Genomic DNA, 24,058 nt, shown 5'->3' with positions numbered 1-24,058 from the left:
GCTGTGTCGGAGTCTAGGGCGACAGCAGCGAGTTGCCCGTTCCGCTCCTGCCGAGGCTGGCGCCGCGTGCGAGGTTGAGCTCGATGCCGGCCTCCTGGAGCGCGAGCCGCGCGGCGTATCCGTCGCTGCGTCCCGCCGCGTCACGAGCGAGGTTGAGCAGCGCTCGGGCACGGTCCGCATGGACGATGACGTTGCCCTGACCGAACGCAGCCGCGCTCTGGCGAATCTCCACGAAGGCGCTGTCGGCGATGTCCAGGGCATCGTCGACGTCATCCGCGCCCTGCTGGATGGCGGCGTCGGCGGCCATCATCCATTCGCCGGCGCTCTGGAGCGCGGAGAGCCGCTGCTGGCGTGATTGCTCGGTCTCGACGGCGCGCTCGCCGAACGTGTCGACCTGCTGCTGGGTGGCGACGGCGTTCTGTTCAATCTGGTCGTCGCGAGCCCGGAGCTCTTCCTCGAGCTCGTCGAGTCGGGCGCGCAGCTGCGCGACCTCCGTGTCGTTCGAAGCGGGGGGATTCGAGGTCGCGGAGGTCTGCTGTTGTCCGGAGGGGGCGTTGTTGTTCTGCGGCACGGAGGTGCCCTGCGTGTCGGTGGATTGAGGCACGGTGTTCGAGCCCGAGCCACCGGTGCCGTTCGGAGAGACGGGCGACGTGCCCGTGGTGCCCTGGCCACCGCCTTGCTCGGCCTCGGTGGGACCGAAGCCGCCCAGCGAGTCTTGAGGCTCGGGCTGCGCGCCTGAGCCGCCCGTGCCCGATTGCGTCGAGGGCTGAGTCGTCGTGCCAGTCCCGACGCCACTCGAGTCGTTCGGAACAGAGGTCTGAGGCGTCGTACCCGAGCCACCCGTACCGTCGACCTGTCCACTCACATCCGAGCCTTGCGGAGCCTCGGCGCCGTAGTTCCCCGAGGCGCCAGTCACATCCTGTCCGCCCAGCGGAGCGGGGGCGGGCTGTGAGAGCGCGGACGTATTCGAGCCTCCGGGTTGATTCACCCGAGCATCGCCCCCTTCATCGCCCACATCACCCGAACCGCCAACGCCCAGGTCCGTATCGGACACGGTCGAAGCGGCGCTCTCCGTCTGCTCCGCACCGCTCCCGCCCGTGCCCTCCTGCACCTGCGCGGGGATGGGCATATAGGTCTGATAGGTCTCGTCGACGGCGATCTCGCTCGGCGTCGCCGGAGCCGTCCCATCGGGGAGGGCGGGCGTCACCACATAGCCGCTGTACGGCGTCGTCCCGTCCGCGGTGGGCTGCTGGATGACGTAGTTCGGGGGGAGCCACGCGCCATCCGCCTCCTCGGCGGCCTGCTCGTTCGCGTCGCGCAGGGCCTCCGCGGCCGGGTCGCGGACGTTCGGGTCCATGGGAGAGGGGTAGGGCGTCTGGCTCTGTCCCTGAGCGACGCTCAACCCCGCGGCGAGGGCGATCCACAGGTTCATGTCGCCAGAGTGTTCACTGCTCGAATTCTCCGGCACCTCGGCGGCCCGCTTTCCCCTCGCTCGCATGCCCGACGTGCGACCACCCCGCCGCCCGCTGGGAGAAGTCGAAGGGCCGTGTCCCCACTCGGGAACACGGCCCCTCGAATCCCTCCGCTGACCACCGCCTCAGATGCTGATGCGCAGGCCCGCGCCCAGCTCGAAGGTGGGGTAGTTGATGGTGATCGGCGGATTGGGCGGCTCGCCTTCGCCCGCCGGCGCACCAGGAAGCGTGAACCCGCCGAAGCGGAACTCGCCACCCTTGTGGCCGTAGTGGACCGCGCCGTACGCCTCCACCGTCAGATAGCTCAGCGCGCGGTGGGTGACGTTGAGCCGGCTGATGTACGACTTGTCCGAGAGGTTGCTCAACGTGAACAGGTTGAACGACGTCCGCTCGAGCGAGCCGGGGCGGTCCAGGAAGAGGTACGCGGAGCCGTAGTGGCGCCCCGTGTACAGCGGCTGGAAGGCCTGCTTGAAGAGCAGGAACGGATAGCCGAACGAGCTCGTGTAGCCCGTCGAGTTGTAGAAGTACTCCACGCCCAACACGGCGATGTCGTTCTCACCGTACGCGAAGCTGTAGTTCGCGCCAGTCGTCACCTGGGGCGTGAGACCCGAGGGGAAGTAGGCCTCGACGATGTCGGGATTGGCGAGCACATCCTCCGCCGTGGTCCCCGGAGGAACGCGGTACAGCGGCTGCTCCGTGCTCTTCTTCAGCGCCACCTCGCCATACACATCGATGGGCCCCAGCGCGGAGGACACATCCAGTCCGAAGCGGGGCTTGCGCTCCCGCTGGGCCACCGTGCTCAAGCCCACCTCCGCGGGCCCCAGCACCACCTCGGCGCGCAGCGCGCCACCGATGCGGCTCAGGCTGTTGACGGGCTCGGACACCCCCGCGCGAGGCACGCCGCCGGTGTTGTCCGTGAGCACGCCCGTATCGGTGCCCAGGTCATCCATCACCGCGAGCGCATAGAAGTTCCAGCCCCGAGCCTCCCAGGGGACATGGACCTTCAGCATCGACACACCGGTGCGCAGGTCGACGAAGGCCAGCGGGTTGCGCCGCTGCGGGGACAGGAAGTCGGTGGGGTTCCAGATCTGCCCCGTGCCCCACTTCACGTGCTGCTTGCCGACGGTGAGGAACACCGTCCGCTCGATGTCGAAGCGCAGCCAGGCCTGGTCCAGGAGGACGCGAGGATTCGCCAGGGCGCCCGCGGTCCCCGACTGCGTGGACACGGTGGGGTCGTAGCTCAACCGGCCCACCACGAAGCCCCGCAGGCGGTCCATGGGCCGCGCGTCGAAGTACCCGTCCACCAGCGTGGGCGCGGAGAACGCCGTGTCGCCGAAGGACGTGCCCTGCGTCGCGGCCGCGAAGCCGCGCAGGTAGAACTGTCCGCCAATCTTCAGCGGATCATCCACCGCCTCCTCGGAGTCGAACGCGCTGCGCGTCGCCGGCCCCGAAAGCGAGCGTGAGTCCCGGTCTCCAGGCTCCGGCGGCGCCTCCGTCAGCGGCCGCTGTCGCTCCGTCGCGTCGCCCGTGTTGCTGGCATCCGCGTCCGCCGAGGGCTCCGAGTCCCCGCCGAACAGGGCATCCTCGCTCGGACGCTCCGATGACGGAGCCTCCGAGGGAGGCGTCGAGGACGGGTCCGCTCGCGCGGGCGGGTCGTCCCCTCCGCCGAACAAGGCATCGTCGTCCCGCTGCGCCGACTGGCCCAGCGCGGCGGGAGCAATGAGGGCCACGGACAGCGCCGTGGCCAGGGTGAGGGCGCGGGGGCTCATCGGCTCTTGCTCTCGAGCCAGGCCTTGGTGAAGAGGTTGGCCTCCAGCGAGCGCAGGTCCACCGACTTGATGAGGATGATGGTGGAGTTGGCCTTCTCCACCTCGTCGTAGATGCGGATCTCCTCGGGGAACCAGACGTCGGCGCCCTTGGACTCGCTGAAGATCTTCTTCCAGCGCGGGTAGAGCGCGGTGCGCATCAGCCGGCCGGACAGCGCGTACTCCTCGCGCTTGAGGATGTTGGTGGAGTCCTTGTCCACCCACAGCTTCACGACGGGGTAGGCCACGTCGACGTTGGGCTTCACCTTGAGCGACAGCTTGTGCGCGGTGTACTTGCCCAGCTTGGCCTCGCCCTCGTACGTCGGGTCGAACTCCTCGGCCAGGCGGGACTCGTCGAAGTCGGCGCGGCGGCTGTCGGTGCCGGCGATGCGTTCGCGCTCCGTGCGACGCTCCCACTTGCCCACGTTGGGGTCGTAGCTCCAGAGGTTCTTGTCCATGCGGAGGTAGCCCTTGCCGGCCTCCGTCTTGGGCTTGCTGAAGAGGATCATCAGCTTGTCGTCCGCGTCGCGTCGGTACACGAACGCCTCGCGCACGTTGTCCGTCTTGTCCTTCTCCTTCTGCTCCAGATAGATGAGCGCCTTGTAGTCGCCACCATTGCGCTGGCGATCATCGATGGTCGCCAGCATCTGCGTCATGACGGCCGGCTCCAGGGCCAGGGCCACGGGCGCGGACAGCAGGGCCGCGGTGACGACCGCGGCGGACAGCAGGCTCTTGAGGCTCATGGAAATCACCCGATGTGGTGCATCGCCGTCACCGGCTTGAGCCGCGCGGCGAGGAAGGAGGGAATCAACGAGATGAGCGTGGTGCAGGTCGTGATGAACACCATGGCGCCCACCACCGCGCCCGCGTCCACCACCAGGTTCAGCCGCTCGGACATGATGAACATCGCCACCACCTCGGGGACGCTCACGTTCGCGGCCGTCACGCCCAGGCACACCGCCAGGCCCAGCAGCGCCCCCACCAGCGTGCCCAGCGCCCCGAGCGTCATCGCCTCGAAGAGGAACATCGCCACCACGCGCGTCCTCTGCATGCCAATCGCGCGCAGCGTGCCAATCTCGCGGGTGCGCTCGCGGATGGCGATCCACAGCGTGTTCATGATGCCCACGCCGATGATGACCAGCAGCACGAAGATGAGCACGCCCGTCAGCCCGTTGAGCGCCGTGAGCGTCCAGGTGATGAAGGACAGCTCGTCCTCCCAGTTGGTGATGTCCAGCTTCTGGCCCGTCCACGCCTCGCGGTTGACGACGTCGAACTTGAACCAGAACGCGCGCGGGTCGTTGTCCATCACGGTGAAGCCGGCCTTGGCCAGCACCTCGCGCAGCCGCGCCTGGACCTGCGGCACCTGCGAGACGTCCTTCAGGTACAGGTAGAGCGCGCCGGTGGTGTCCTCGCGCAGTTGGTAGAGCGAGCGCAGGGTGGAGGCTTCGACGTAGATGTTGAAGTCGCTCATCATGCCCATGTCACCGGCGATGGCCGCCACGCGCACGTCCACCGTGTTGTTGGTGCCGCGCATGGTGGGCGCGGAGATGGTGATGGTGTCGCCCACCTTCACCTCCAGCCGCTTGGCCTGCTTCTCGAACAGCAGCGCCGTGCCGGACTCCGACAGCCCGTCGAGCGAGCCCTCGCGAATCTGGAGGACCTTGTGGAGGCCTGGCTCGTTCTTCACGTCGACGCCGCCGATGCCCACCTGCATGGAACTCTTCTCGCTGACGATCTTCGCCCAGCCGCGCCCGCGCTGGACGGCGTAGTCGAGCTCCGGAATCTCCTTCCGGACCAGCTCCATGACCTTCGGGTAGGACGTCACCACGGGCGCGGCCTGGCCGGCGGTGACCTTGTAGAAGCCGCCCACGTTGACGTGGCCGGTGGACAGGATGGTGGCCGAGCGCAGCAGCGTCTCCTTCATGCCCGTGGACAGGCCCATGAGGATGACGAGCAGCGCGGTGACACCCGCGATGGCCCCGCCGAGCAGCAGCGTGCGCCGCCGGTGGGTGCCGAGGTTTCGGAATGCGATGAGGAAGAGCTGGAACATGGGTCACTCGTCCGTCTGCATCGCCTGGAGGGGCGAGACGCGCGTCGCGAGGAACGCGGGGTAGAGGGTGGAGATGGCGGAGACCAACAGGACGATGACGAACGCCGCGACGAGGTTGCCGGCGCTCAACGTCGGGTAGAGGCGGGGACCGGAGAAGAAGAAGTACAGCGCCTCGTTGCCGGCGGGGATGCCCGCGCTGCCCAGCGCGCTCATGATGCCGCTGCCCACCAGCGCCCCGCCCAGGCCGAACACCGCCCCGAGCAGCACCGTCTCGATGAGCACCATGCTCAAGACGAAGGAGCGCTGCGCGCCGATGGCCCGCATCGTCCCCACCTCGCGCACCCGCTGCAGCGTCGCCATCATCATCGCGTTGTTGATGATGACCAGCGCCACCACGAAGATGATGAACACCGCGAAGTACAGCACCAGCTTCGCCATCAGCACGAACTGGCCGATGATGCCCGCGGCCTGCTGCCAGGACACCACGCGCAGCTTGAGCCCCGCGGCCTGGGTCGACTCGCGCAGCTCCTCCATCGTCCGGTCCAGCTGCTCCGGGTCCTTCAGGATGACCGCCGCGCTGAGCGCCTCGCCCTGTTCGATCTCCTGCTGCGAGTAGACGCGCGCCACCAGGTCCTCTCGGGCCAGCGCGCCCAGCCCGCCCTCGAACACCTTGGACTCCTCGATGAGCCCGGGCGTGGCGTCCGCCACCAGCGTGTTGCCGCTGTCCTCGCCGAAGAGCGCCTCCTCCGCGCTGCCCCGGTCCAGCTCCTTCAGGCCGCTGCCCTTCTGCAGCTCGGTGATCTCCGCCTTGCGCTCCGGGCTCAGGTAGCCGTAGAGGTCGCGGAAGGTCATCAGGTCCATCAGGTTGATGGCGCCCGCCATGAAGGACTTCTCCAGGCCCTTGAACTGGTAGGTGCCATAGACCTTCACGTTGATGCTCTGCACGTAGCCGGTGCGCGTGAAGGCGGTGATGGTGAGCGAGTCCCCCATGCGCAGCCGGTACAAATCCAGCAGCGGCGCCAGCTCCGCGTAGAACTGCTGGTAGCGCGTGTCGAAGTTGTCGTCGGTGGTGGTGAAGAACTCCGACAGGAGCTTCTCCAGCGACGGCTCCTGGCTGCCGAGCACGTTCTGCAGCCGCTCCACCGCCTGGCGCGTCTTCACCGGGTCCAGCTGGAAGAGGATTTCCCGCGTCTGGGTCTGGTTCTCCTTCACCCAGCGCTGCAGGGTCGGGTCGGTGTCGATGCGCTTCTGGTTGACGTCCCGCTCCTGCTTGATGTTGTCCAGGCGCAGCGCGGACTTCAGCTTGAGGAAGTTCTCGTAATAGAACTTGGACATCAGCATGCCGCGCTTGCCCGCGGGCACCGCCTGTCCGTCCACGACCTCCATGCGGTCGAACGACTTCTGGAACGCGTCCAGGTCCGTTCCCACGTAGCGGAAGTCCAGCAGGTCGCCGTCCGGCAGCTGCGGGGCGATGCGGTTCTCCAGGAACTCGAGCGAGCCGAACGGGTCCTCCTCGAAGGCGCTCCAGAACGCGTCGGTGCGGGCGCGCGCCAGCGCCTCCACCTCCACGGGGTCCTGGGCGGCCTCGGTGAGCAGCTCGCGGCTCTTGGCCCGCTGCTCCTCCATCAGCGCCACCATCTGCCGCACGTGGCCCTTCACGCTGTCGATGTTCTCGCGAAGGGCAGGGGACTCACCCTCCGTCTGGCGCTTCTTGTACAGGTCGCGCAGCCGCGCGAGCGTCAGGTCCACCGTGTTGCCGGAGGTGATGAGCGCGCCGCTGGTGCCCATGGGCACCACCGTCTTCACGTTGGGGTGCTTCTCCAGCACCGGCTTGATGCGGCTGAAGTCGTCCACCACCGCCAGGTCCGGCTCGCCGCTCATGCCGCCGTACAGGCTCAGCTCGTCCTTGGAGTCATCCGAGTAGACCTGGATGTGGCCCGCGACGCTGCCGATGATGCTGCGGCTCATCGCGCTGTCCATGCTGTCGAGCAGCGCGCCGCCCACGACCACCAGCAGGGTGCCGAAGAAGATGATGCCGCCGATGAGGATGTTGATCTTGCTGGTGAACAGGTTGCGCAACGCCACCTGCAACAGCAACCGGAGCTGCCCCATGTCAGTGACCCTCCGCGCCCGCGGCCATGGCCCGCTTCGCCTCGGCGGGGGTGAGCCGGTCGAGGATCTTCCCGTCCGCCAGGCGCACCACCGCGTTCGCGTGGTTCATCACCTTGGCGTCGTGCGTGGAGAAGATGAAGGTGGTGCCCTCCTTCTGGTTGAGCTCCTTCATCAGGTCGATGATGTGCTGGCCCGTCACCGAGTCCAGGTTCGCCGTGGGCTCGTCCGCGAGCACCAGCTGCGGCCGGGTGACGAGCGCGCGCGCCACCGCCACGCGCTGACGCTGGCCGCCGGACAGCTCGTTGGGGCGGTGCTTCGCATGGTCGGCCAGGCCCACCTGCTCGAGCAGCTGCATCACCCGCTCCTTGCGCTGGTTCTTGTCCAGCTTGCGCTGCAGGAGCAGCGGGAACTCCACGTTCTGGAAGACGCTGAGCACCGACACCAGGTTGAACGACTGGAAGATGAAGCCGATGGTGTGCAGGCGCAGGTGCGTGAGCTGACGCTCACTCAACTGCTTGGTGTCCTGACCCGCGACGCTCACCACGCCCGAGGTCGCGGTGTCCACGCAGCCGATGAGGTTGAGCAGCGTCGTCTTGCCGCTGCCGGACGGGCCGGCGATGGAGATGAACTCCCCGGGGTGCACCTGCAGGTCCACGCCCCTCAACGCGGGGACCACCACCTTGCCCAGGGTGTAGTCCTTGGTCACCTGGGTGATGGAGACGATGGGAGACTGCGCGACAGCGCCATTCATGCGGTGCGTCCTTTCGAGGCCTTGGAAGTGCGGGGTGTGGGGCGGGCGGCGCGCGAGGCTCGCCACCGCTCGGCGATACCGGCCATCTCGGCCAGGTAGAAGTCACAGAAGTCCGCCGCCTCGCGCAGGTGGTGCTTGTTCGCGAGCTGCGGCACGGAGAGGGCCTCCTGGCACACGCGGACGAACGCCTTGACGCTGTCCTCGGCGGTGCGAAGCCGGCTCTCCCAGCCATTGCTGTTGACGACGTAGTAGTGCTGCCGGTCTCCCGGCACGCTGACGGGCTCCACCAGTCCAATCGCCATGCTGGCGCGGATGTTGGTGGACACGGAGGCCGCGCTCACCTTGAGCACGCGCGCGAGCTGCTGCAGCGACAAAGGTTCGTCCGTCAGCATCAGCAGCGCGTGGATGCGCCCGCCGATGCGCGTGCCGCCCTGCCGCTCGAAGTACAGCCCCATCGATTCGATGAAGCGCTGCTCCGCGACGCCCAGCTCCTTCATGCACGGCCTCCGTCCCACCCGCGTGGGGGCCGCGCGCGACGCGCTTCCGCCGGGGCCCAGGGTGGCGCCCGGCATCTAGTTCGTTCAGGCCATTCAGTCAATACTGAATGAAGTGAATGGACCGCCCCGAGGCGTCAGGTGGGGCGGGTGAAGCGAAGGCCCACGGCCAGGTGGGGCCGTGGGCCTGGGATTCCCTCTGGGAAGAGGGCGTCATGCGGGCGTGTGCCCGTGGGCGCTAGTACGTGTCGGGGCTGGTGCTCTTGTCACCGCTGGTGTCGCCACCCATGTCCCGGTTCTTGCTGGAGTCCATGCCGGAGCCGCCGGTGCCGGGCTCATCCAGGGTGCCGCCGGGGTCCAGGGTGCCGTTGTCCTGCGGCGGCGTGCCCTGGTTGATGGAGGAGTCCGGCGTCATGACGTCCGTGCCCGCGCCGCCGGTGCCCGACAGCGAGATGCTCTTGGCCATGTTCTTGGTCTCCTTCACCTCGAAGCTGGCGCGGATCTCCTGGCCCTCCTTGAGGTCCTTGGCCTTCTTCAGGGTCGGGTCGGTGAACATGGTGCTCTTGTCGATGTCGAGCGGCACCACCGCGCCCTGCGCGTCCTGCACGAAGACCTTGCTGCTCTCGGTCTTCACCACCTTGCCGCTCAGCTCCTTCTGGCCCATGGCGCTGGAGCCCATGGTGGAGCCCGAGCCGCCCACGGAGCTGCCGGGCTGCATCGTGCTGTCCTGGGGCATGCTGGTGCTACCTGAGGTGCCCGAGCCGCCCTGCGCCGAGGTGTCCGTCTGGGGCTTGTTCTTGTCGTCGCCCGCCAGGGCCGTTCCGGAACCGACCAGCGCCAGCGCCGCGAAAATCCCGATCAGCTTCTTCATGGGAGAGTCTCCTGTGTGAGTGCGACGGGGGGCGTTGTGTGGTGCGTCATCCCCCGCTGTTCCAAAAGCTAGGTGCGGATGTGGAAGGGGACAGGGCTGGGGGGGCAAGGCTGGCGCGTGCCCGGTTCCTCCCCTGCCGGTGGGCCTGGGGCCAGCCAATCCCACGGGGCAGGATGGGAGGCGGCTTGAAGCAGGGGCCGCTTTTCCCCTACCGTCCAGCCAGCAAGCGTCCCGCGGCCCTGGTGCCGTGGGCCCGACAGGAGACCCCCTCCGCGATGCCCCCGTCCGCCAAGCCGTCGTCCGCCCCCCCGCCGCAGGAGCTGCCGGCGCCGTCGTACCCCGCAATCGAGTCGCTGCTCGAGGCGACCCCCGCGGAGGACGTCCGGGCGCTGTTCGCCCCGGTGAAGGAGGGCCTGGCCGGCCTCAAGGGCCCCAAGGTGGAGGTGGGCAAGAAGGCCCAGGTCGCGCTGGCCCACGCCGAGCAGCTGCTGGAGCTGCTGGTGGACACCCGCGAGCGGCTGATCGCCGAGGCCAAGGGGGCCAAGGGTCGGAAATGACGGGCTTTTACCCGTTCGTCACGGTTTTTGGCTCCGGGCAGGCAACTGGCGGAGCGCCGGGACGATAATGGGAGAAAGAGCACTGGATCATCCGGGAGCTCTGTCTTCTTCTTCTCGCAGCGCCTGGAGGATGAAATGGCGAACATCAACAGCATGCAGGGCCCCAGCATCCGGCTCTCCACCCACGTCACGACGGCGCGCCAGACCCCTGAGACGGGCTTCGGCGCTCGGCTCCACAACGGGCTGAACAGCGCGGCGGGCGCGGTGGGCACGGGCGTCGGCGCGGTGGCCGGCATGATTCCTGGCGGGCAGATCGTCTCCGCGGCGGTCTCCTCCGTGCACACGCTGTCCAACACGAGCGGCTCGGGCGCTGGCCCCTACGCCGGTGTGATGAGCACCGCGGTGGGCGCGGGCGGCGGCGGTGTCGTCGGCGGCGCCTCCGTGGGCGGCGCGGCGGTGGGCATCAGCGGCGTGGCCGGTGGCATCGGCGGCGGCGTGGCCGGTCCGGGCACGGGCGCGCTGGGCACCAGCACGTCGGACACCGTGGGCGGCAACTTCTCCCTGAACCAGATGGCGGCGGAGAACTCCAAGCTGCTCAACCTGCAGGCGGCCATCCAGCAGGAGTCGCAGACGTTCACGGCGATTTCCAACGTGATGAAGTCGCGGCACGATTGCATCAAGAACTCCATCAGCAACGTCCGCTAGGCCCGTAGGGCCTGGGTCGGGCCGAAGCACGGCGGGGAGGGGAGCGGCGCCGCTTCCCTCCTGGCCGCGCGCGGAAAGGAAGAGCGAAGTTCATGGCGGAGAGCGTCTCGGAGATCTCGAACAGCCTGGTCCCCCTGGGGCGCCAGCAGGCCATGGTGTTGCTGGAGGCCGGCTACCTGTGGCTGGACATGGGACAGTTCGACAAGGCGAAGGAGATCTTCGCCGGGGCCGCGGCGCTGATGCCCAAGAGCGAGGTGCCGCAGCTGGGGCTGGGCGCCGTGGAGTTCGCGCAGGGCCGTCACGACAAGGCGCTCCAGGCCTACCGCTCCGCGCAGCGGCTGGCCCCGCAGGCGTCGCTGCCGCGCGCGCATGTGGGCGAGGCGCTCCTGTTCCTGGGCAAGGTGCCGGAGGCGCTCAAGGAGCTCAAGGCGGCCATCGACCTGGAGCCGGAAGGTGACGGGGCGCGTCTTGCGCAGGCGCTCCTCCAGGCGAAGGATGCGGGAGTCCTGCCTCCCGCGAAGAAGTAGGGGCAGGGGAGGTTCACCCATGGCTGTCGGTGGCGTTGGACGCGGTGGAGGGAAGGGGCGCGCCGGTGGCGCGAAGGGGCCGTCGTCCGCGGCGCCCGCGGGTGGGGCTTTCGGCGCCCGGGTGGACAAGGCCGAGTCTCTCGTCGGAGTCTCCGGTCTGGTAGGCTCCAGCAACGTCCAGGGCCCCCAGGCCGCGGATCCGGTCGCCGCGCAGGCGATGGCGATTGCCCGCGGGCTGAAGAACGGGGGCTTCAAGAGCAAGGAAGAGGCGACCCGGGCGTTGGTCGCCGAGGTCCTGAAGGAGAAGCTGCGCATGAAGTCCTCCTCCCTCACCACGAAGATTGCGGACGCACTGCAGGATGACCCGCGGCTGAACCAGGTTCTCGAGCGGCTGTGGTCCAAGGCCGAGTGAGCAGCGCTTGCCACTGGGCGACGACAGACAGGCCATCCTCACGAAGTACGGCCCCTACGTTCGGTCCCTCGCGGCGACCGTGCGCAAGCAGTTCAACGCCCAGCTGGAGCTGGACGAGCTGGTGGCGTACGGACAGATAGGCCTGCTGGAGGCCGCCGAGCGCTTCGACCCGAAGGTGGGCGCCAACTTCCTCACCTTCGCCCACTACCGCATCAAGGGCGCCATCTTCGACGGTCTTCGGAAGATGGGCGTCCTGCGGGGCTCGGACGCCCGGACGGCGTATGTCGGGGAGCGGGCGGCGGCCTATTTGGGGAATTTGTCGGACCGCGAGTCGGGCTCAAGCAACCGCGGCAGCTCATTCGACGATGATGTCAGTGACATCTCGGATGCTGTGCAGGGGCTGGCGATGGTGTTCGCCTCCAGCCTCGAGGGTGCGGACAGCGCGGGCTACACCGACGAGTCCCTGCCGGTGGACATCCGGCTGGAGCAGGAGCAGCTGAAGACGCGGGTGCGGGCGGCGATCGAGAAGCTCCCGGAGAAGGAGCGAAAGCTCCTTCAGGGGTACTACTTCCAGGGCAGGACGCTGGAAGAGGCGGGGGCGGAAATCGGGCAGTCGAAGAGTTGGGCGTCTCGGCTTCATGCGCGCGCCATCGACCGGCTCAAGGAACTCTTGAACGAGGAGGAGGAACTTCCTCCGACCTCGACGGATGCAAGGAGGCTGTCACATGGCGGGTCCGATGGCGGGCATCTCCGCGGCGCAGGTGGCGCAGCAAAAGCTGCAGGATCAGGGCGCTCAGCAGACGACGAAGCAGGGCGCGTCGAAGTTCGACGGAGTTCTCGCTGACAAGGCGCAGGGCGCCGGTCAGGTGGACGCCGCGCAGGGCGTGAACAAGGCCCAGGCGACGCAGAAGACGGACATGGTCCGTCAGGTGGAGACGGTCAACAAGACGGAGAAGGCGGGCCTGAACAAGGTCAACGCCAACGCCGCCCAGCCCGTGTCCGCGAAGGCGGCCGAGCCCGTCGCCGCGAAGACGGAGACCGGCAAGACGGCCAAGGCCACCGACATGATGGAGCAGGTGCTCGGCGACCTGGAGAAGGGCCAGGGCAACCTGGAGAAGATCATCTCCCAGGCCGCCAGCGGCAAGCAGTTCTCCAACGCGGAGCTGCTCTCCCTGCAGGCGTCCATGTATCAGTACACCCAGCAGCTGGACCTGACGAGCAAGGTGGTGGAGAAGGCGACCACCGGTCTCAAGGACGTCGTCAAGACGCAGGTCTGAGTCCGTCCACCGTCCTTGGTGGCGCTTGACGAAGGGCGGCTCCTCCTGGTTGGAGGGGGCGCCCTTCCGCGTTTTCCGAGGCCCTAGTAAGCTCCCCGTGCCCATGATTCGCCGACCGCAAGCGTTTGTCGCCCCGCTCCTCGCCCTCGTGCTCGTGACGGGCTGTCACATTGAGCTCCAGCACGAGCTGAGTGAGGCGGACGCCAACGAAATCTACGTCCTGCTCAGCAAGAACGGCATCAACGCGAAGAAGGAGAAGGAGGAGGGCGGCAACGAGGTCCGGTTCATGATCACCGTGCCCAAGACGGATGCCGCCGAGGCCGCGGAGCTGCTCAAGCTCAACTCGCTTCCGCGTCCGGTGGAGAAGGGCCTGTCCCACTTCGCCAAGGGAAGCATGGTGCCCACCGCCACGGAGGAGCGCGCCATGCTCCTCAAGGCGATGGGCGGCGAGGTCTCCAACGCGCTCAACCAGATCGACGGCGTGCTGGAGGCGCGCGCGATCGTGAGCGTCCCGGAGAACAACGACCTGACGCAGCCGGAGAACAAGCCGATGCCGTCCGCGTCGGTGTTCATCAAGTTCCGGCCCGGCGCGGAGGGCAAGCCGCCCATCGACGTCAACGCGGTGAAGGCGTTCGTCGCCACGGCGGTGCCGGAGATGAAGCCGGACGCGGTGACGGTGCTGATGACGCCCGCGCTGGGACCCAAGGCGGAGAAGACCGACGAGAACCGGCAGCAGGACGTGCTGGGTCTGCGCATGACGGCCTCCAGCGCCAGCCAGTTCAAGGTGATGATCGCCGGAGCCTTCGCGCTCATCCTGGGGATGATGGGCGTCACGGCGTGGTCCATCATGCGCGGGGGCGGCGGCAACGCCCCCACGGCGCGTGGCCCCCGCCCCCGGGTCCGCCCGCCCGAGGCCTGACCGGTTCCGCGCCCCCCTTCGAGGGGGCGCCTTCTTTCCTCCCAGCGGGCGTCGGTGGGGCCCGCGAGGTGACGTTTGGACTCGTTCTTCACCTCGCTCAACAAGCGCCAGAGCATGCTGCTGCTGACCGCCGTGACGTTCGGCGGTCAGGAGAGCCTGGGCGCGATGGAGCACCTCCCGACGGAGGAAGGTGAGCTCTTGCGCCACCGCGCGCAGGAGATCCTCCAGATTCCTCGCGACAAGCGCATCCCGGCGCTGGTCCAGGAGATCAAGCGGCTGGTGAAGGACCGCCGCGGGCAGCTGTGGACCGCGGAGCCGGAGCGGCTGGCGGCGCTGCTGCAGCGCGAGCGCGGGGCGCTGGTGGAGATCGTCCTGCGCGCGCTGCCCGCGCCCCTGGCGGAGGCCGTGCGAGGCCACCTGCCGCCGCCTCGGGTGAAGCTGACCCGCGAGGTGCGGCCCCAGGTGCTCGACATCGTCCGGTGGAAGCTCGAGGAGGCGCTGGCGCGCGAGACGGGCGACTCGCAGTCCGCGGGGTTCAAGTTCTCCGACGTGCTCCTGCTGACGCAGCGCGAGCTGTTCACGGTGTGCGACCGGTTGGGCGCGCGCGTGCTGGGGCCGGCGCTGGCGGGGCTTCCCGACGCGGAGCGCGAGGCCCTGTTCGAGCCGCTGCCTCCGGACCTGAAGCTGCTCGCCTCCAAGTCGGTGGCGGCGAACGCGCCGCGCAAGCTGCCCGAGGAGGACGCTCGCGCGCAGCTGGAGCAGCACGATGCGCTGAGGAATCCGGCGGGCTCCATCCGCAGCGCGGGCGTGCAGCGCCTGGTGCGCGCGTGCGTGGCCCAGTCCGCGGAGTTCGCCGCGCGCATGGTGGAGAAGTACCGGGGCGAGTTCGGCGGGCTCATCGCGAAGTGGCTGCGCGAGGAGCGAAACCGGCAGCCGGCGCGGGGCGATGGTGGCCGCACGGACATCGTCATGGACCTGGAGCGGCTCGCCTCGCGCGGGCTCATCGAGCGCCCGGTGCGCCTGGCCACGCCGCCCCCGCCGCGTCAGTCCGCGGTGCTGCCGCCTCCGCCCGGCGCGCGCAAGGCCGCCGCTGCCGCCGCTGCCGCACGTCCCGCCGCGCCGTCCTCGGGGCGGGATGCCGCGCCTCCCGCGGGGCGGGAGGGTGCGAGTCCTCCGCCCCGCGAGCCCGCCGCCGCGCGCCCCGCTCCGGGGGCTCCCAAGGCCGCGCCCGGACAGGGTGGGACGGTCTCTCGTCGTCCTCCTGGCGCGGCGCCCGCCGTCCGTCGCGACTTCATGGCCGAGCGCGCCGCGAGGAACGCGGGCGCCATGTCCAGCCGCGAGGGCTCGCGTGTCGCGCGCCCCAAGGACGGGGCCTCGGATGGCTCGGCGATGCATCGGATTCCGCCGCGCCGTGACCCTGGGGCCTCCCCGGAGGCCACCGGGGACCACCGGGAAGCCCGGCGAGACCCCTCGGCCCCGGTGGCCCGCAGGGAGCCGTCCGGAGCCGACCCCCGGTCCGCTCGACCTGGAAGGGTGGATCCGGAGGGTGCCCGCATCGGACCGCCTCCGTCGCGCCTGGGACAGGGTGGGGCTCGTCCTCGTCCGTCGAGCGCTGCCGCGGGCTCGCCCGAGGCCCCGGCGCGTGCTCGCATCGGACCGCCTCCGTCGCGCCTGGGAGGCCCTCGCCCCTCGAGCGCGGCCGCTGGTGAGCCCCTGCCTCCCGGTGCCCGAGAGCGTTCCCGTGTGGCGCCCGACGCCGAGGGCTCGCGGGTGGCGCCCGCGGGGGATGGCTCGCGGGTGGCGCCCGCCGGTGATGGTTCCCGTGTGGGGCCAGCCGCCGGGGGCTCGCGGGTGGCGCCTGTCGGGGGCTCGCGCGTGGCGCCTGCCGGTGATGGCTCGCGAGTCGGGCCCGCGGGTGATGGCTCTCGTATCGGGCCCGCCGGGGGCTCGCGCGTGGCGCCTGCCGGTGATGGCTCGCGAGTGGGCCCCGCGGGTGATGGCTCTCGTATCGGGCCCGTCGGGGGCTCGCGGGTGGCGCCTGCCGGTGATGGCTCGCGAGTGGGGCCCGCCGCTGGGGGCTCCCGGGTAGCGCCCGCGAGCGATGGCTCACGCGTGGCGCCCGCGGCCGGCGGCTCGCGCATCCAGCGTCCCCCCGAGGCAGGGTCCCGCGTGCGGCCTCGTCCCGAAGCCCCCGAGGCCCAGGAGGTCTCTCGCGTGTTCCGCTCGCGCTCGTCGGTCTCCATCGCGGCGGTGCGCCCCGAGCCCTCCCGTGAGGGTGGGGCGGAGCGGCCTCCTCGGGTGCTGGCCGGTCGGGCTGGCACCTCCGCGGGGCAGGCGCCCGCGGGCGGGCAGGAGGGGACGTCCGTGCAGCGCAGGCCACGTTCACCGTCCGGGACGGACGACTCTTCGTCCTCGGGCTCGGGCGGGCGTGGACCTCGCGGCGGAACGCGCTAGCATCCGGCCCGCAAGGAGCGGCGCATGGCGATCGGCAAGGTGATCAAGGGAGACGGGACGGCCGAGCCGTCCGTCGTGTCGGAGCGGCCGGTGTTGCGGCCTCCGCGCGCGGGGGTGATGAACGCCGAGGTCTTCGAGGCGCGCCAGGGCGCCCAGGGCATCCTCGAGGAGGCGCAGCGCGAGAAGGAGCGCATCCTCGCGGAGGCGCAGCGGGAGCGTGAGGCGCTCCTCGTGAAGACGCGCGAGGAGGGACGTCAGGAGGGGCTCGCCCAGGCCACGGAGATCATCCTCCGGGCGAAGATGCAGGCGGGGGAGATCCTGGCCACCTACGAGCAGGACGTCATCGCGCTGGGGCTGCGCGTCGGGGAGAAGATCATCGGCCGGAGCCTGGAGAAGGACCCGGACCTGATGCTGGAGCTGTGCGCGGCGGCCATCGACAACCTGCGCAGCGCCCGCTCCATGGTGCTGCGGGTTCATCCCAAGACGGCGGCGGTGCTGCGCGCGAAGAAGCCGGTGTTGATGGAGCTCATCGGTCGCGCGGTGGACCTGGCCATCAAGGAGGACCCCGAGGTGGCCCCGGTGGGCTGCATCGTCCAGACGGAGTTCGGCACGGTGGACGCGCAGCTGCCCACGCAGTTGGAGATGCTCCAGAGCGTGCTCTTGCCCGACCAGAACGGCCCGAAGGAAGGCCCGGCGTAGCCGGGACGGGAAGGAGCCCACGTCCATGGCCATCGACCTCTCTCGTTATCTCGACCTCATCAAGGACGCCCAGACGGTCCGCGTCCGCGGCCGCGTCACCGAGCTGACGGGCCTCATCATCAAGGCGAGCGTCCCCAACGTCCGCGTGGGCGAGCTGGTGCTCATCAAGAGCCGCGCGCGCGGCGCCGTGAAGGCCGAGGTCGTCGGCTTCCAGGGCGACGAGGTCATGCTCATGCCCCTGGGTGAGCTGTACGGCATCGGTCCGGACAGCGAGGTGATTCCCACCGGCAAGCCGCTGAGCATCAAGTGCGGCGAGGCGCTCCTGGGCCGCGTGCTCAACGGCATCGGCGAGCCGATGGACGGCAGCCCCCTGCCGGACGAGGGGCTCATCGACTGGTCCGTGGACCGCGACTGTCCGGACCCCTTCACGCGTCAGCGCATCGAGCGGCCGCTGCCCCTGGGCGTGCGCTGCATCGACGGACTGCTCACCGTGGGCGAGGGCCAGCGCGTGGGCCTCTTCGCCGGCTCCGGCGTCGGCAAGTCGACGTTGATGGGGCAGATCGCGCGCAACACCAAGGCCGACCTGTGCGTCGTCGCCCTCATCGGCGAGCGTGGTCGCGAGGTGCGCGAGTTCATCGAGGACGCCATGGGCGAGGAGGGCATGAAGCGCTCCGTGCTCGTGTGCGCCACGTCCGACCAGCCCAGCCTGGTGCGTCTGCGCGCCGCCTACGTGGCCACGGCCATCGCCGAGTACTTCCGCGAGCGCGGCGGCAACGTGCTCTTCATGCTCGACACGGTGACGCGTCTGGCGCGAGCCCAGCGTGAGATTGGCCTCGCGGTGGGCGAGCCCCCGGCGCGTCAGGGCTATCCGCCGAGCGTGTTCTCCATGCTGCCGCGCATCCTGGAGCGCACGGGCAACTCGCAGAAGGGCAAGTGCACCGCCATCTACACGTGCCTGGTGGCCGGCGGTGACATGGAGGAGCCCATCGCGGACGAGGTCCGCGGTATTCTCGACGGCCACTTCATCCTCAACCGCGCCCTGGGCGAGCGAAACCAGTGGCCCGCCATGGACGTGCTCGCCAGCCTCAGCCGCGTGATGAGCGGCATCGTCTCGAAGGAGCACAAGAAGGCCGCGGGCAAGCTGCGCGAGACGCTCTCCACGTACGAGAAGCAGCGCGACCTCATCCTGCTGGGGGCCTACCAGTACGGCACGGACCCCCGCACGGACTACGCCATCGACAAGTACGACTCCATCATCGACTTCCTCAAGCAGGACACCCACTCGAACTCGGACTTCGAGGACACGGTGGGCCAGCTGGTGGGGCTGTTCGACGAGTGAGGTCCACCCAGGAGGGTGGGCTTGGGGCCCCCTGGTCCACTGGACGGGGGTGCACCTCCGGGAAACCGGGGTAGGATGGGGACACCATGCCCCCGTACCGGTTGCAGACCCTGCTGGACATGCGGACCCGGGCCAAGGAGGAGGCCGAGCAGGCCTTCTCCGACGCCATCAAGGCCCTGGAGCGCGAGAAGGTGGAGCTCCAGCGTCTGATGGATGAGCTGGAGCGACGCAAGCGCGAGCGCAAGGAGAAGGTCGCCGCCTACCTCAAGGAGATCATGGCCAAGGGTGCCGGCATCAACGGCATGAACATGATGGGCCGCTTCGAGGAGCGCCTGAAGGACGAGGAGGCGCAGGTGGCGCTGGAGGTCGAGCGTCAGCGTGAGGCGGTGAAGGTGGCCGAGCGCCTGGTCGAGCAGCGGCGCCGGGAGATGGCCGAGGCGGCCAAGGAGCTCAAGGCCATCGAGAAGCACAAGGAGACCTGGCAGAAGCAGGTGAAGCATGAGCGCCAGCAGCGCGAGGAGTTGAGCCAGGAGGAGATTGGCAACGCCTTGTTCCTGGCTCGGCAGCGCAAGTAACCTGCCGCCACCCCATCCCTCGGGAAAGATGTCATGAGCCGTGTCGACGACGACCGTGAAGCAGCGCGCCTGGCCGAGCGCATCATGCAGGAGAAGAAGCTCGCCGAGGGCCAGGCCAAGAAGCGCCAGGAGGGCACGTCCGCCTTCCAGAAGCTGATGCAGCCGCAGGCGCAGCCCCAGGCGACGGCCCCCACCCAGACGCCGCAGACGCCGGGAGGCCTGGCCCGTCAGGTGCTGGCCAAGGCGACCCAGCAGGGGAAGACCTTCGGCGAGGCCCTCCAGCAGCCGCCCCAGATGGGCGGCAACCCCGCCTCCACGCTGGCCCAGACGCAGCGTCGGGCGGACACGAACACCTCGGAGGCCCGCTCCGGCTCGCGCGCCTCGGACGCCAAGGAGACCCAGCGCACCTCCGAGGGGCGGGAGAAGGACCTGGACAAGGCCGACTCGGCCCTGGGGCAGGTCAGCTCCGAGCGCGGCGCGGCCATCCGCGCGGACGCGGACGCGGGCGGCAAGGGCAGCGGCGGCGGTGGCAAGGAGGACAAGAAGGGCGGCGGTGGCACGGAGATGGGGGCGGGCTTCCGCTTCAACCCCGCGCTGATGGCGCCGGTGCCGGTGGCCAAGCCCAAGGACACCGCGGGCTCCGAGCGGCTGCGCGCCATGGCGAGCGAAATCGCGCAGAAGATCGTCGACCGCGTGCGCGTGGGGACGAACGCCGCGGGCCTGGCCGAGTTCCAGATTGATCTGCGCGGGGACGTGCTCAACGGCCTGTCCATCAAGGTCAGCGCGCGCAACGGGAAGATCTCCGCCACCTTCAGCGGCACCAACCGTGACGTGCTGAGGATGCTCGAGGAGCAGAGCGACGGGCTTCGCACCGCGCTCGGGGGCCGGGGCCTGAAGCTCGAGACGGTCCGCTTCGAGGCGAAGACATGAGCGTGGAGCCGGAGGACGAGTCTCCGGGCGTGCACGAGCGCACGATGCTCGTGGACCTGCGCAACCTCAAGCCCGTCCGTCCTCCTCCCGAGAAGGCCGGCGCGCCGGAGAATGCGGAGCCGCGTCCCGAGAAGGCCGAGCGGCCGGAGAAGGTCGCGCGGAGCGCCTGGCGTCCCTTCACGTTCAAGGGGCTGGAGAAGGTGTCGCGCGCCCAGGGGCAGCTCGCCGAGCGGCTGCGCTGGCTGACGCCCAACGAGGGGACGCTGACGGGCGTGTCCGCCCGGCTCAAGGGGCTCTTCGACGCGGAGGTCGGCCTGTCGCTGGAGTCCGTGCAGGTGCGGCCCATGGCGGAGCTGCGCCGCTTCCTGGGGGACCCGACCTTTCTTGCGGTGCTGGCGCCCGGGGCGCTGCCGGGGCGGGCGGTGCTCGAGGTGGAGCTGGCGCTGGCGCACACGGCGGTGGACCTGCTGTTGGGCGGCGCGGGCGAGACGGTGGGCTTGAGGCCCCTGACGGACATCGAGGAGGGCGTGATGGGCTACGTCATCCTGGAGGCGCTGCGGGTGCTGGTGCCCGCGCTCCAGGCCGGCGTGCCTCGCCCGAGGCTGGACGGGGTCGCCCGGGGCGTGGACGAGGTGTCCGCGCGCCTGGGGGACGACGGGCCGATGTTGACGGTGCACCTGAACGCCACGCTGGGACCGCACGGCGGCATGGTGCGGCTGGTGGTGCCGGCGGCGGTGCTGGAGGCGGCCGAGCCCGCGGTGGAGAGCGCCCAGCGGCGCGCCCGCGTCAAGGCGGACCTGGCGGCGAACGCGGGCCGGCTGTCGGCGGTGCGCGGGTGGCTGCGGGCGGAGATTGGCACGGCGGAGCTGACCGGCCAGGACCTGGCGAGCCTGCGCGTCAAGGACGTGGTCCTGGTGGACGTGCTGTCGGCGCGGCCGGACCGGGGCGAGCCGGGCACGGCGCAGCTGCGGCTGGGCGCGGGGCGCTCGGGGCACGCCGAGGCCGAGGTCTTCGTCGAGGACGGGCGCTACCAGGCGCGCATCACCCGCATCATCCCCGGGGAGTCGGGGAACCCGCGTTCGGCCACCGAGGAGGGTGGGGGGCGGGACGAGGAAGAGGATTTCACCAACCCGGAGCTGGACGTTCCTCCGGAGCTCGAAGGGGCGCCCTTGGACGACGTGAACAAGCCGGACGGAAGCGACCTGCTGGGCGACGTGCCGCTGCAGATCGCCGTGGAGCTGGCGCGCATCCCGGTCACCGCCGAGCAGGTGGTGGGCATGCGGGCCGGTCAGGTCATCGAGCTGAGCCGGGGCCCCGGCGAGCCGGTGGAGCTGTCCATCAACGGCAAGGTGGTGGCCCGCGGTGAGCTGGTGGAGATGGAAGGCCAGCTCGGCGTCCGCGTCACCACGTTGGCGAGCTGAGCACCTTCGCGAGGACTGGAAGCAAGCGGGCTGCCAGACGGGGCCCGTGGCGGTCCTCCGGCCTTTGAACTAGCCTCGCCCCCAGCCATGGCAGTCCTCCGCAACCCCCTCCCGCGCCTGACCCTGGGCGTCACGCTGCTGCTCGCGCCCGCGTCCGTGTGGGCGCAGGCGCCCGCGCCGAGCCCCTCGCCCGTTCCCGCCGCGCCCACTGGGGCCGCGGTCGGGGACGCCGTGGCGCCGCCACAGGCAGGGCAGGGCGCCCCGGCCGCGCCTCCTCCTGCCGCGCCTTCTCCTGCCTCGTCCCCCGTCTGGGAGGACCCGTCCATCAACGCCGCCGCGGCTGCGGAGGCGGAGCCGGAGAGCATGGGCTGGATGCTCGTGCGCACCCTGATGGTCCTGGGCGCGGTGGTGGCGTCCATCTACCTGACGTTGAACGTGGGCCTTCGCCGGCTGATGGGCCTGCAGTCCACCTCGACGGGGCGGCAGACGGTGGTCTCCGTGGTGGAGCGGCTCCCCCTGGACCCCAAGCGCGCTCTCTTCGTGGTGAAGGCCGCGGACGAATACCTGTTGGTGGGCGGCGGCGAGGCGGGCCTGCAGTTGCTGTCGAAGCTGGATGCGGAAGCCGTCGAGCGCATCCGGGCACAGCGCCCGCAGACGAACGTGGTTCCCCTCAGCCCTTTCCTCCAGAAGCTCCTTTCCCGTCGCTCCGGGGGCTCGTCGTCCGAGCCCCCTGGCGCCTGATGGCCCCCTTCCCGTGAACGCCCTGACACCCGCCCTCCCTCGTCTTCCGCGCGTCGCGCCCTGGCTGTTCGCGGCCGTGGTGTCGCTGCATCCCTTCATCGCGCTCGCGCAGAAGAAGCGCCCGGGCGGCATCCCCGACTCCGTCGCCAACGAAGCGGTGAGCGCCGACACCTTCACCTCGCGCCCCCTCGTCCTCATCCTCGCGCTCGCCGCCATGGGCCTGGTGCCCTTCGCGCTGATGATGGTGACGAGCTTCGTGAAGATCTCCGTCGTCCTCTCCATCGTCCGCTCGGCGCTGGGCACCCAGCAGATTCCGCCCACCCAGGTGATTACGGGCCTGGCCGTCATCCTCACCGTCTACATCATGGCCCCGGTGGGCACCTCCATGTACCGGGCCTCCGAGGTGGACATCTGGGACACCGGCGGCGCGGGCAACTTCTCCTCCGCCAAGGTGGGCACGCTCCTGGAGGGCGCCGACCGCGCCAAGGAGCCCCTGCGCGCGTGGCTGATGAAGAAGGTCACCGTGAAGGACCGCTCGCTCTTCTACAACCTCGCCAAGAAGATGCGCACGGGTGAGGACCGCGACTCGGTGAAGAGCGAGGACTTCATGGTCATCATCCCCGCCTTCGTCGTGTCCGAACTGAAGGAGGCCTTCCAGATTGGCTTCCTGCTCTTCGTCCCGTTCATCGTCATCGACATGGTGGTGGCCAACATCCTGCTGGCGCTCGGCATGCACATGCTGTCGCCGACCACCATCTCCATGCCCTTCAAGCTGCTCCTGTTCGTGCTCGTGGACGGCTGGTACCTCATCGCCAAGGGCCTGGTCGTCGGCTACCTGTAAGAGGAAGGCACCCATGAACCAGCTCACGTTCATCACCCAGGAAGCGCTGTTCCTGGTGCTCGTGGTCTCGGCCCCGCCGGTGTTGATGAGCCTGTTGGTGGGCTTCATGATCTCCCTGTTCCAGGCGACCACGCAGATCCAGGAGCAGACGCTCACCTTCGCCCCCAAGGTCATCATCGTCTTCGGGGTGCTCGCCATGACGGGCCCGTGGATCGGCGGCCAGCTGGTGCGCTTCACGTTCCACGTCTTCGACCGGTTCCCCGCCCTCATCAAATGAACGCCGCGGAACTCGTGTCCGAGCTGGCTGCCCGGACCAACTTCTCCGCCGCCATCTTCACGGTCGCCCTGCTCATGTGCCGGGTGATGCCCGTGCTCATCTTCAGTCCGTTCCTGGGCGGTGAGGTGGTGCCCACGGAGATGAAGATGGGCATCGGCCTGACGCTGGCCATCGTCCTGTATCCGTCCATCGCGCACTCGGTGACGACCATCCCCCTGAGCGCGCTGCCGTACATCGCGCTGATGGCCAAGGAGATCTTCATCGGCTTCTCCATGGCCTTCGTCGTCAACGGCGTGTTCGAGGCCGCGCGCATCGCCGGCACGCTCGCGGACACCATGTCCGGCAGCAACAACGCCCAGCTCTACGTGCCGCAGCTGGGGCAGCAGGTCTCGCTCTTCTCCAACCTGAAGGTGCAGCTGTCCGTGGTGCTCTTCCTCACCCTGGACGGCCACCACCTGGTCATCCGTGCCCTGGCGGACAGCCTCACCACGGTGCCGCTGGATGGCTTCCCGCGCTTCAGCCAGGGCTCGTGGACCTTCTTCGACGTGCTCATCCGCGTCTTCGCGGACATGCTGCGCGTCAGCCTGGCCCTGGCGGCCCCCGCCACGCTGGCCGCGTTCCTCACCGACGTGGCGCTGGGCGCCATCAACCGCGTGGCGCCGCAGATCCAGGTGTTCTTCATCTCCATGGCCATCAAGCCGCTCGTCGGCGTGCTCATCACCTTCCTGGTGTTGGGGACGTTGATCGGCCGCATCCAGGACGAGCTGGCCCACATGCTGAAGGTGCTCCACGACGCCCTTCGGCTGCTGGCCTAGCGCCCACGGGAACC

At 69.6% G+C, this 24,058-nt stretch carries 25 protein-coding genes; 17 read left to right on the top strand and 8 right to left on the bottom strand.

Going from position 1 to position 24,058, the window contains the following annotated elements; genetic code table 11:
• Window positions 1-13: 13 nt before the first annotated feature.
• The 8 genes from K8625_RS15325 to K8625_RS15290 all read right to left on the bottom strand — a co-directional run bounded on the left by K8625_RS15325 (window position 14) and on the right by K8625_RS15290 (window position 9,555).
• Window positions 14-1,432, bottom strand: coding sequence for a hypothetical protein (locus tag K8625_RS15325; RefSeq protein WP_223746581.1), 1,419 nt, complete (start codon window positions 1,430-1,432; stop codon window positions 14-16).
• A 165-nt stretch (window positions 1,433-1,597) separates the two neighbouring features.
• A complete protein-coding gene (locus tag K8625_RS15320; RefSeq protein WP_223783107.1) occupies window positions 1,598-3,241 on the bottom strand; it encodes a hypothetical protein in 1,644 nt (547 codons plus the stop codon).
• A complete protein-coding gene (locus K8625_RS15315; protein WP_141330679.1) occupies window positions 3,238-4,020 on the bottom strand; it encodes an outer membrane lipoprotein-sorting protein in 783 nt (260 codons plus the stop codon). Before K8625_RS15315 ends, K8625_RS15320 begins: the two co-directional genes overlap by 4 nt.
• 5 nt (window positions 4,021-4,025) lie before the next feature.
• On the bottom strand, window positions 4,026-5,327 hold the full coding sequence (locus tag K8625_RS15310; protein ID WP_223746583.1) for an FtsX-like permease family protein: 1,302 nt from the start codon (window positions 5,325-5,327) through the stop codon (window positions 4,026-4,028).
• A 3-nt stretch (window positions 5,328-5,330) separates the two neighbouring features.
• Window positions 5,331-7,439: an ABC transporter permease gene (locus K8625_RS15305; RefSeq protein WP_223783106.1), complete on the bottom strand. Its 2,109-nt coding sequence runs from the start codon at window positions 7,437-7,439 to the stop codon at window positions 5,331-5,333.
• A gap of 1 nt (window position 7,440) precedes the next feature.
• Window positions 7,441-8,190, bottom strand: coding sequence for an ABC transporter ATP-binding protein (locus K8625_RS15300; protein ID WP_223783105.1), 750 nt, complete (start codon window positions 8,188-8,190; stop codon window positions 7,441-7,443).
• Window positions 8,187-8,687, bottom strand: coding sequence for a GbsR/MarR family transcriptional regulator (locus K8625_RS15295; RefSeq protein ID WP_223746585.1), 501 nt, complete (start codon window positions 8,685-8,687; stop codon window positions 8,187-8,189). The genes K8625_RS15300 and K8625_RS15295 overlap by 4 nt, the downstream gene beginning before the upstream one ends.
• 235 nt (window positions 8,688-8,922) lie before the next feature.
• The gene (locus K8625_RS15290) at window positions 8,923-9,555 is read right to left on the bottom strand and encodes a hypothetical protein (protein ID WP_223783104.1); all 633 of its coding nucleotides are present in this window, start codon (window positions 9,553-9,555) and stop codon (window positions 8,923-8,925) included.
• A gap of 275 nt (window positions 9,556-9,830) precedes the next feature.
• On the opposite strand from K8625_RS15290, the gene K8625_RS15285 reads away from it, so the two are divergent.
• The 17 genes from K8625_RS15285 (at window position 9,831) to K8625_RS15205 (ending at window position 24,044) form a co-directional block, all read left to right on the top strand.
• Complete coding sequence (locus tag K8625_RS15285) at window positions 9,831-10,112, top strand: hypothetical protein (RefSeq protein ID WP_046712697.1); 282 nt, start codon at window positions 9,831-9,833, stop codon at window positions 10,110-10,112.
• Between the two features lie 135 nt (window positions 10,113-10,247).
• Window positions 10,248-10,817, top strand: coding sequence for a hypothetical protein (locus tag K8625_RS15280; protein ID WP_223746587.1), 570 nt, complete (start codon window positions 10,248-10,250; stop codon window positions 10,815-10,817).
• Window positions 10,818-10,909: 92 nt separating this feature from the next.
• Window positions 10,910-11,344: a tetratricopeptide repeat protein gene (locus tag K8625_RS15275; RefSeq protein ID WP_046712699.1), complete on the top strand. Its 435-nt coding sequence runs from the start codon at window positions 10,910-10,912 to the stop codon at window positions 11,342-11,344.
• A gap of 19 nt (window positions 11,345-11,363) precedes the next feature.
• Window positions 11,364-11,756: a hypothetical protein gene (locus K8625_RS15270; RefSeq protein ID WP_223746588.1), complete on the top strand. Its 393-nt coding sequence runs from the start codon at window positions 11,364-11,366 to the stop codon at window positions 11,754-11,756.
• 7 nt (window positions 11,757-11,763) lie between these two features.
• Window positions 11,764-12,600: a sigma-70 family RNA polymerase sigma factor gene (locus tag K8625_RS15265; RefSeq protein ID WP_223746589.1), complete on the top strand. Its 837-nt coding sequence runs from the start codon at window positions 11,764-11,766 to the stop codon at window positions 12,598-12,600.
• The gene (locus tag K8625_RS15260; RefSeq protein WP_223746590.1) at window positions 12,482-13,033 is read left to right on the top strand and encodes an ATP-dependent helicase HrpB; all 552 of its coding nucleotides are present in this window, start codon (window positions 12,482-12,484) and stop codon (window positions 13,031-13,033) included. Before K8625_RS15265 ends, K8625_RS15260 begins: the two co-directional genes overlap by 119 nt.
• A 103-nt stretch (window positions 13,034-13,136) precedes the next feature.
• Window positions 13,137-13,952: a type III secretion protein gene (locus tag K8625_RS15255; protein ID WP_141333049.1), complete on the top strand. Its 816-nt coding sequence runs from the start codon at window positions 13,137-13,139 to the stop codon at window positions 13,950-13,952.
• A gap of 75 nt (window positions 13,953-14,027) precedes the next feature.
• Entirely contained in the window at window positions 14,028-16,406 is a 2,379-nt protein-coding gene (locus tag K8625_RS15250; RefSeq protein WP_223783103.1) for a hypothetical protein, read from the top strand.
• Window positions 16,407-16,430: 24 nt separating this feature from the next.
• On the top strand, window positions 16,431-17,105 hold the full coding sequence (locus K8625_RS15245; RefSeq protein ID WP_141323013.1) for a FliH/SctL family protein: 675 nt from the start codon (window positions 16,431-16,433) through the stop codon (window positions 17,103-17,105).
• A gap of 25 nt (window positions 17,106-17,130) precedes the next feature.
• A complete protein-coding gene (gene sctN / locus K8625_RS15240; RefSeq protein WP_141323014.1) occupies window positions 17,131-18,444 on the top strand; it encodes a type III secretion system ATPase SctN in 1,314 nt (437 codons plus the stop codon).
• A gap of 86 nt (window positions 18,445-18,530) precedes the next feature.
• Window positions 18,531-19,019, top strand: a complete 489-nt coding sequence (locus K8625_RS15235) for a flagellar assembly protein FliH (protein WP_046712706.1) — start codon at window positions 18,531-18,533, stop codon at window positions 19,017-19,019.
• Between the two features lie 33 nt (window positions 19,020-19,052).
• Window positions 19,053-19,949: a flagellar hook-length control protein FliK gene (locus K8625_RS15230; RefSeq protein ID WP_223783102.1), complete on the top strand. Its 897-nt coding sequence runs from the start codon at window positions 19,053-19,055 to the stop codon at window positions 19,947-19,949.
• Window positions 19,946-21,370 (top strand): type III secretion system cytoplasmic ring protein SctQ, encoded by a 1,425-nt coding sequence (gene sctQ, locus K8625_RS15225; RefSeq protein WP_223746593.1) that lies wholly within the window; start codon window positions 19,946-19,948, stop codon window positions 21,368-21,370. The genes K8625_RS15230 and sctQ overlap by 4 nt, the downstream gene beginning before the upstream one ends.
• 87 nt (window positions 21,371-21,457) lie before the next feature.
• Complete coding sequence (locus tag K8625_RS15220; protein WP_223783101.1) at window positions 21,458-22,111, top strand: flagellar biosynthetic protein FliO; 654 nt, start codon at window positions 21,458-21,460, stop codon at window positions 22,109-22,111.
• A gap of 13 nt (window positions 22,112-22,124) precedes the next feature.
• Entirely contained in the window at window positions 22,125-22,952 is an 828-nt protein-coding gene (sctR, locus tag K8625_RS15215; protein WP_223746595.1) for a type III secretion system export apparatus subunit SctR, read from the top strand.
• Window positions 22,953-22,965: 13 nt separating this feature from the next.
• Window positions 22,966-23,229, top strand: coding sequence for a flagellar biosynthesis protein FliQ (gene fliQ, locus K8625_RS15210; RefSeq protein ID WP_223746596.1), 264 nt, complete (start codon window positions 22,966-22,968; stop codon window positions 23,227-23,229).
• Window positions 23,226-24,044 carry a flagellar biosynthetic protein FliR gene (locus K8625_RS15205; protein WP_046712712.1) on the top strand — a complete coding sequence of 273 codons (819 nt, stop codon included), beginning with the start codon at window positions 23,226-23,228 and terminating at the stop codon, window positions 24,042-24,044. Before fliQ ends, K8625_RS15205 begins: the two co-directional genes overlap by 4 nt.
• Window positions 24,045-24,058: the final 14 nt, after the last annotated feature.

This window comes from Myxococcus sp. AS-1-15 (assembly GCF_020037055.1).
Classification (GTDB): Bacteria; Myxococcota; Myxococcia; order Myxococcales; family Myxococcaceae; genus Myxococcus; species Myxococcus fulvus.
This window is presented reverse-complemented; position numbering and strand designations above follow the sequence as displayed.

Coding starts and splice junctions, on each gene's coding strand:
- K8625_RS15325 (WP_223746581.1), bottom strand. CDS start 1,432: ATGAACCTGTGGATCGCCCTCGCCGCGGGGTTGAGCGTCGCTCAGGGA.
- K8625_RS15320 (WP_223783107.1), bottom strand. CDS start 3,241: ATGAGCCCCCGCGCCCTCACCCTGGCCACGGCGCTGTCCGTGGCCCTC.
- K8625_RS15315 (WP_141330679.1), bottom strand. CDS start 4,020: ATGAGCCTCAAGAGCCTGCTGTCCGCCGCGGTCGTCACCGCGGCCCTG.
- K8625_RS15310 (WP_223746583.1), bottom strand. CDS start 5,327: ATGTTCCAGCTCTTCCTCATCGCATTCCGAAACCTCGGCACCCACCGG.
- K8625_RS15305 (WP_223783106.1), bottom strand. CDS start 7,439: ATGGGGCAGCTCCGGTTGCTGTTGCAGGTGGCGTTGCGCAACCTGTTC.
- K8625_RS15300 (WP_223783105.1), bottom strand. CDS start 8,190: ATGAATGGCGCTGTCGCGCAGTCTCCCATCGTCTCCATCACCCAGGTG.
- K8625_RS15295 (WP_223746585.1), bottom strand. CDS start 8,687: ATGAAGGAGCTGGGCGTCGCGGAGCAGCGCTTCATCGAATCGATGGGG.
- K8625_RS15290 (WP_223783104.1), bottom strand. CDS start 9,555: ATGAAGAAGCTGATCGGGATTTTCGCGGCGCTGGCGCTGGTCGGTTCC.
- K8625_RS15285 (WP_046712697.1), top strand. CDS start 9,831: ATGCCCCCGTCCGCCAAGCCGTCGTCCGCCCCCCCGCCGCAGGAGCTG.
- K8625_RS15280 (WP_223746587.1), top strand. CDS start 10,248: ATGGCGAACATCAACAGCATGCAGGGCCCCAGCATCCGGCTCTCCACC.
- K8625_RS15275 (WP_046712699.1), top strand. CDS start 10,910: ATGGCGGAGAGCGTCTCGGAGATCTCGAACAGCCTGGTCCCCCTGGGG.
- K8625_RS15270 (WP_223746588.1), top strand. CDS start 11,364: ATGGCTGTCGGTGGCGTTGGACGCGGTGGAGGGAAGGGGCGCGCCGGT.
- K8625_RS15260 (WP_223746590.1), top strand. CDS start 12,482: ATGGCGGGTCCGATGGCGGGCATCTCCGCGGCGCAGGTGGCGCAGCAA.
- K8625_RS15255 (WP_141333049.1), top strand. CDS start 13,137: ATGATTCGCCGACCGCAAGCGTTTGTCGCCCCGCTCCTCGCCCTCGTG.
- K8625_RS15245 (WP_141323013.1), top strand. CDS start 16,431: ATGGCGATCGGCAAGGTGATCAAGGGAGACGGGACGGCCGAGCCGTCC.
- sctN (WP_141323014.1), top strand. CDS start 17,131: ATGGCCATCGACCTCTCTCGTTATCTCGACCTCATCAAGGACGCCCAG.
- K8625_RS15235 (WP_046712706.1), top strand. CDS start 18,531: ATGCCCCCGTACCGGTTGCAGACCCTGCTGGACATGCGGACCCGGGCC.
- K8625_RS15230 (WP_223783102.1), top strand. CDS start 19,053: ATGAGCCGTGTCGACGACGACCGTGAAGCAGCGCGCCTGGCCGAGCGC.
- sctQ (WP_223746593.1), top strand. CDS start 19,946: ATGAGCGTGGAGCCGGAGGACGAGTCTCCGGGCGTGCACGAGCGCACG.
- K8625_RS15220 (WP_223783101.1), top strand. CDS start 21,458: ATGGCAGTCCTCCGCAACCCCCTCCCGCGCCTGACCCTGGGCGTCACG.
- fliQ (WP_223746596.1), top strand. CDS start 22,966: ATGAACCAGCTCACGTTCATCACCCAGGAAGCGCTGTTCCTGGTGCTC.
- K8625_RS15205 (WP_046712712.1), top strand. CDS start 23,226: ATGAACGCCGCGGAACTCGTGTCCGAGCTGGCTGCCCGGACCAACTTC.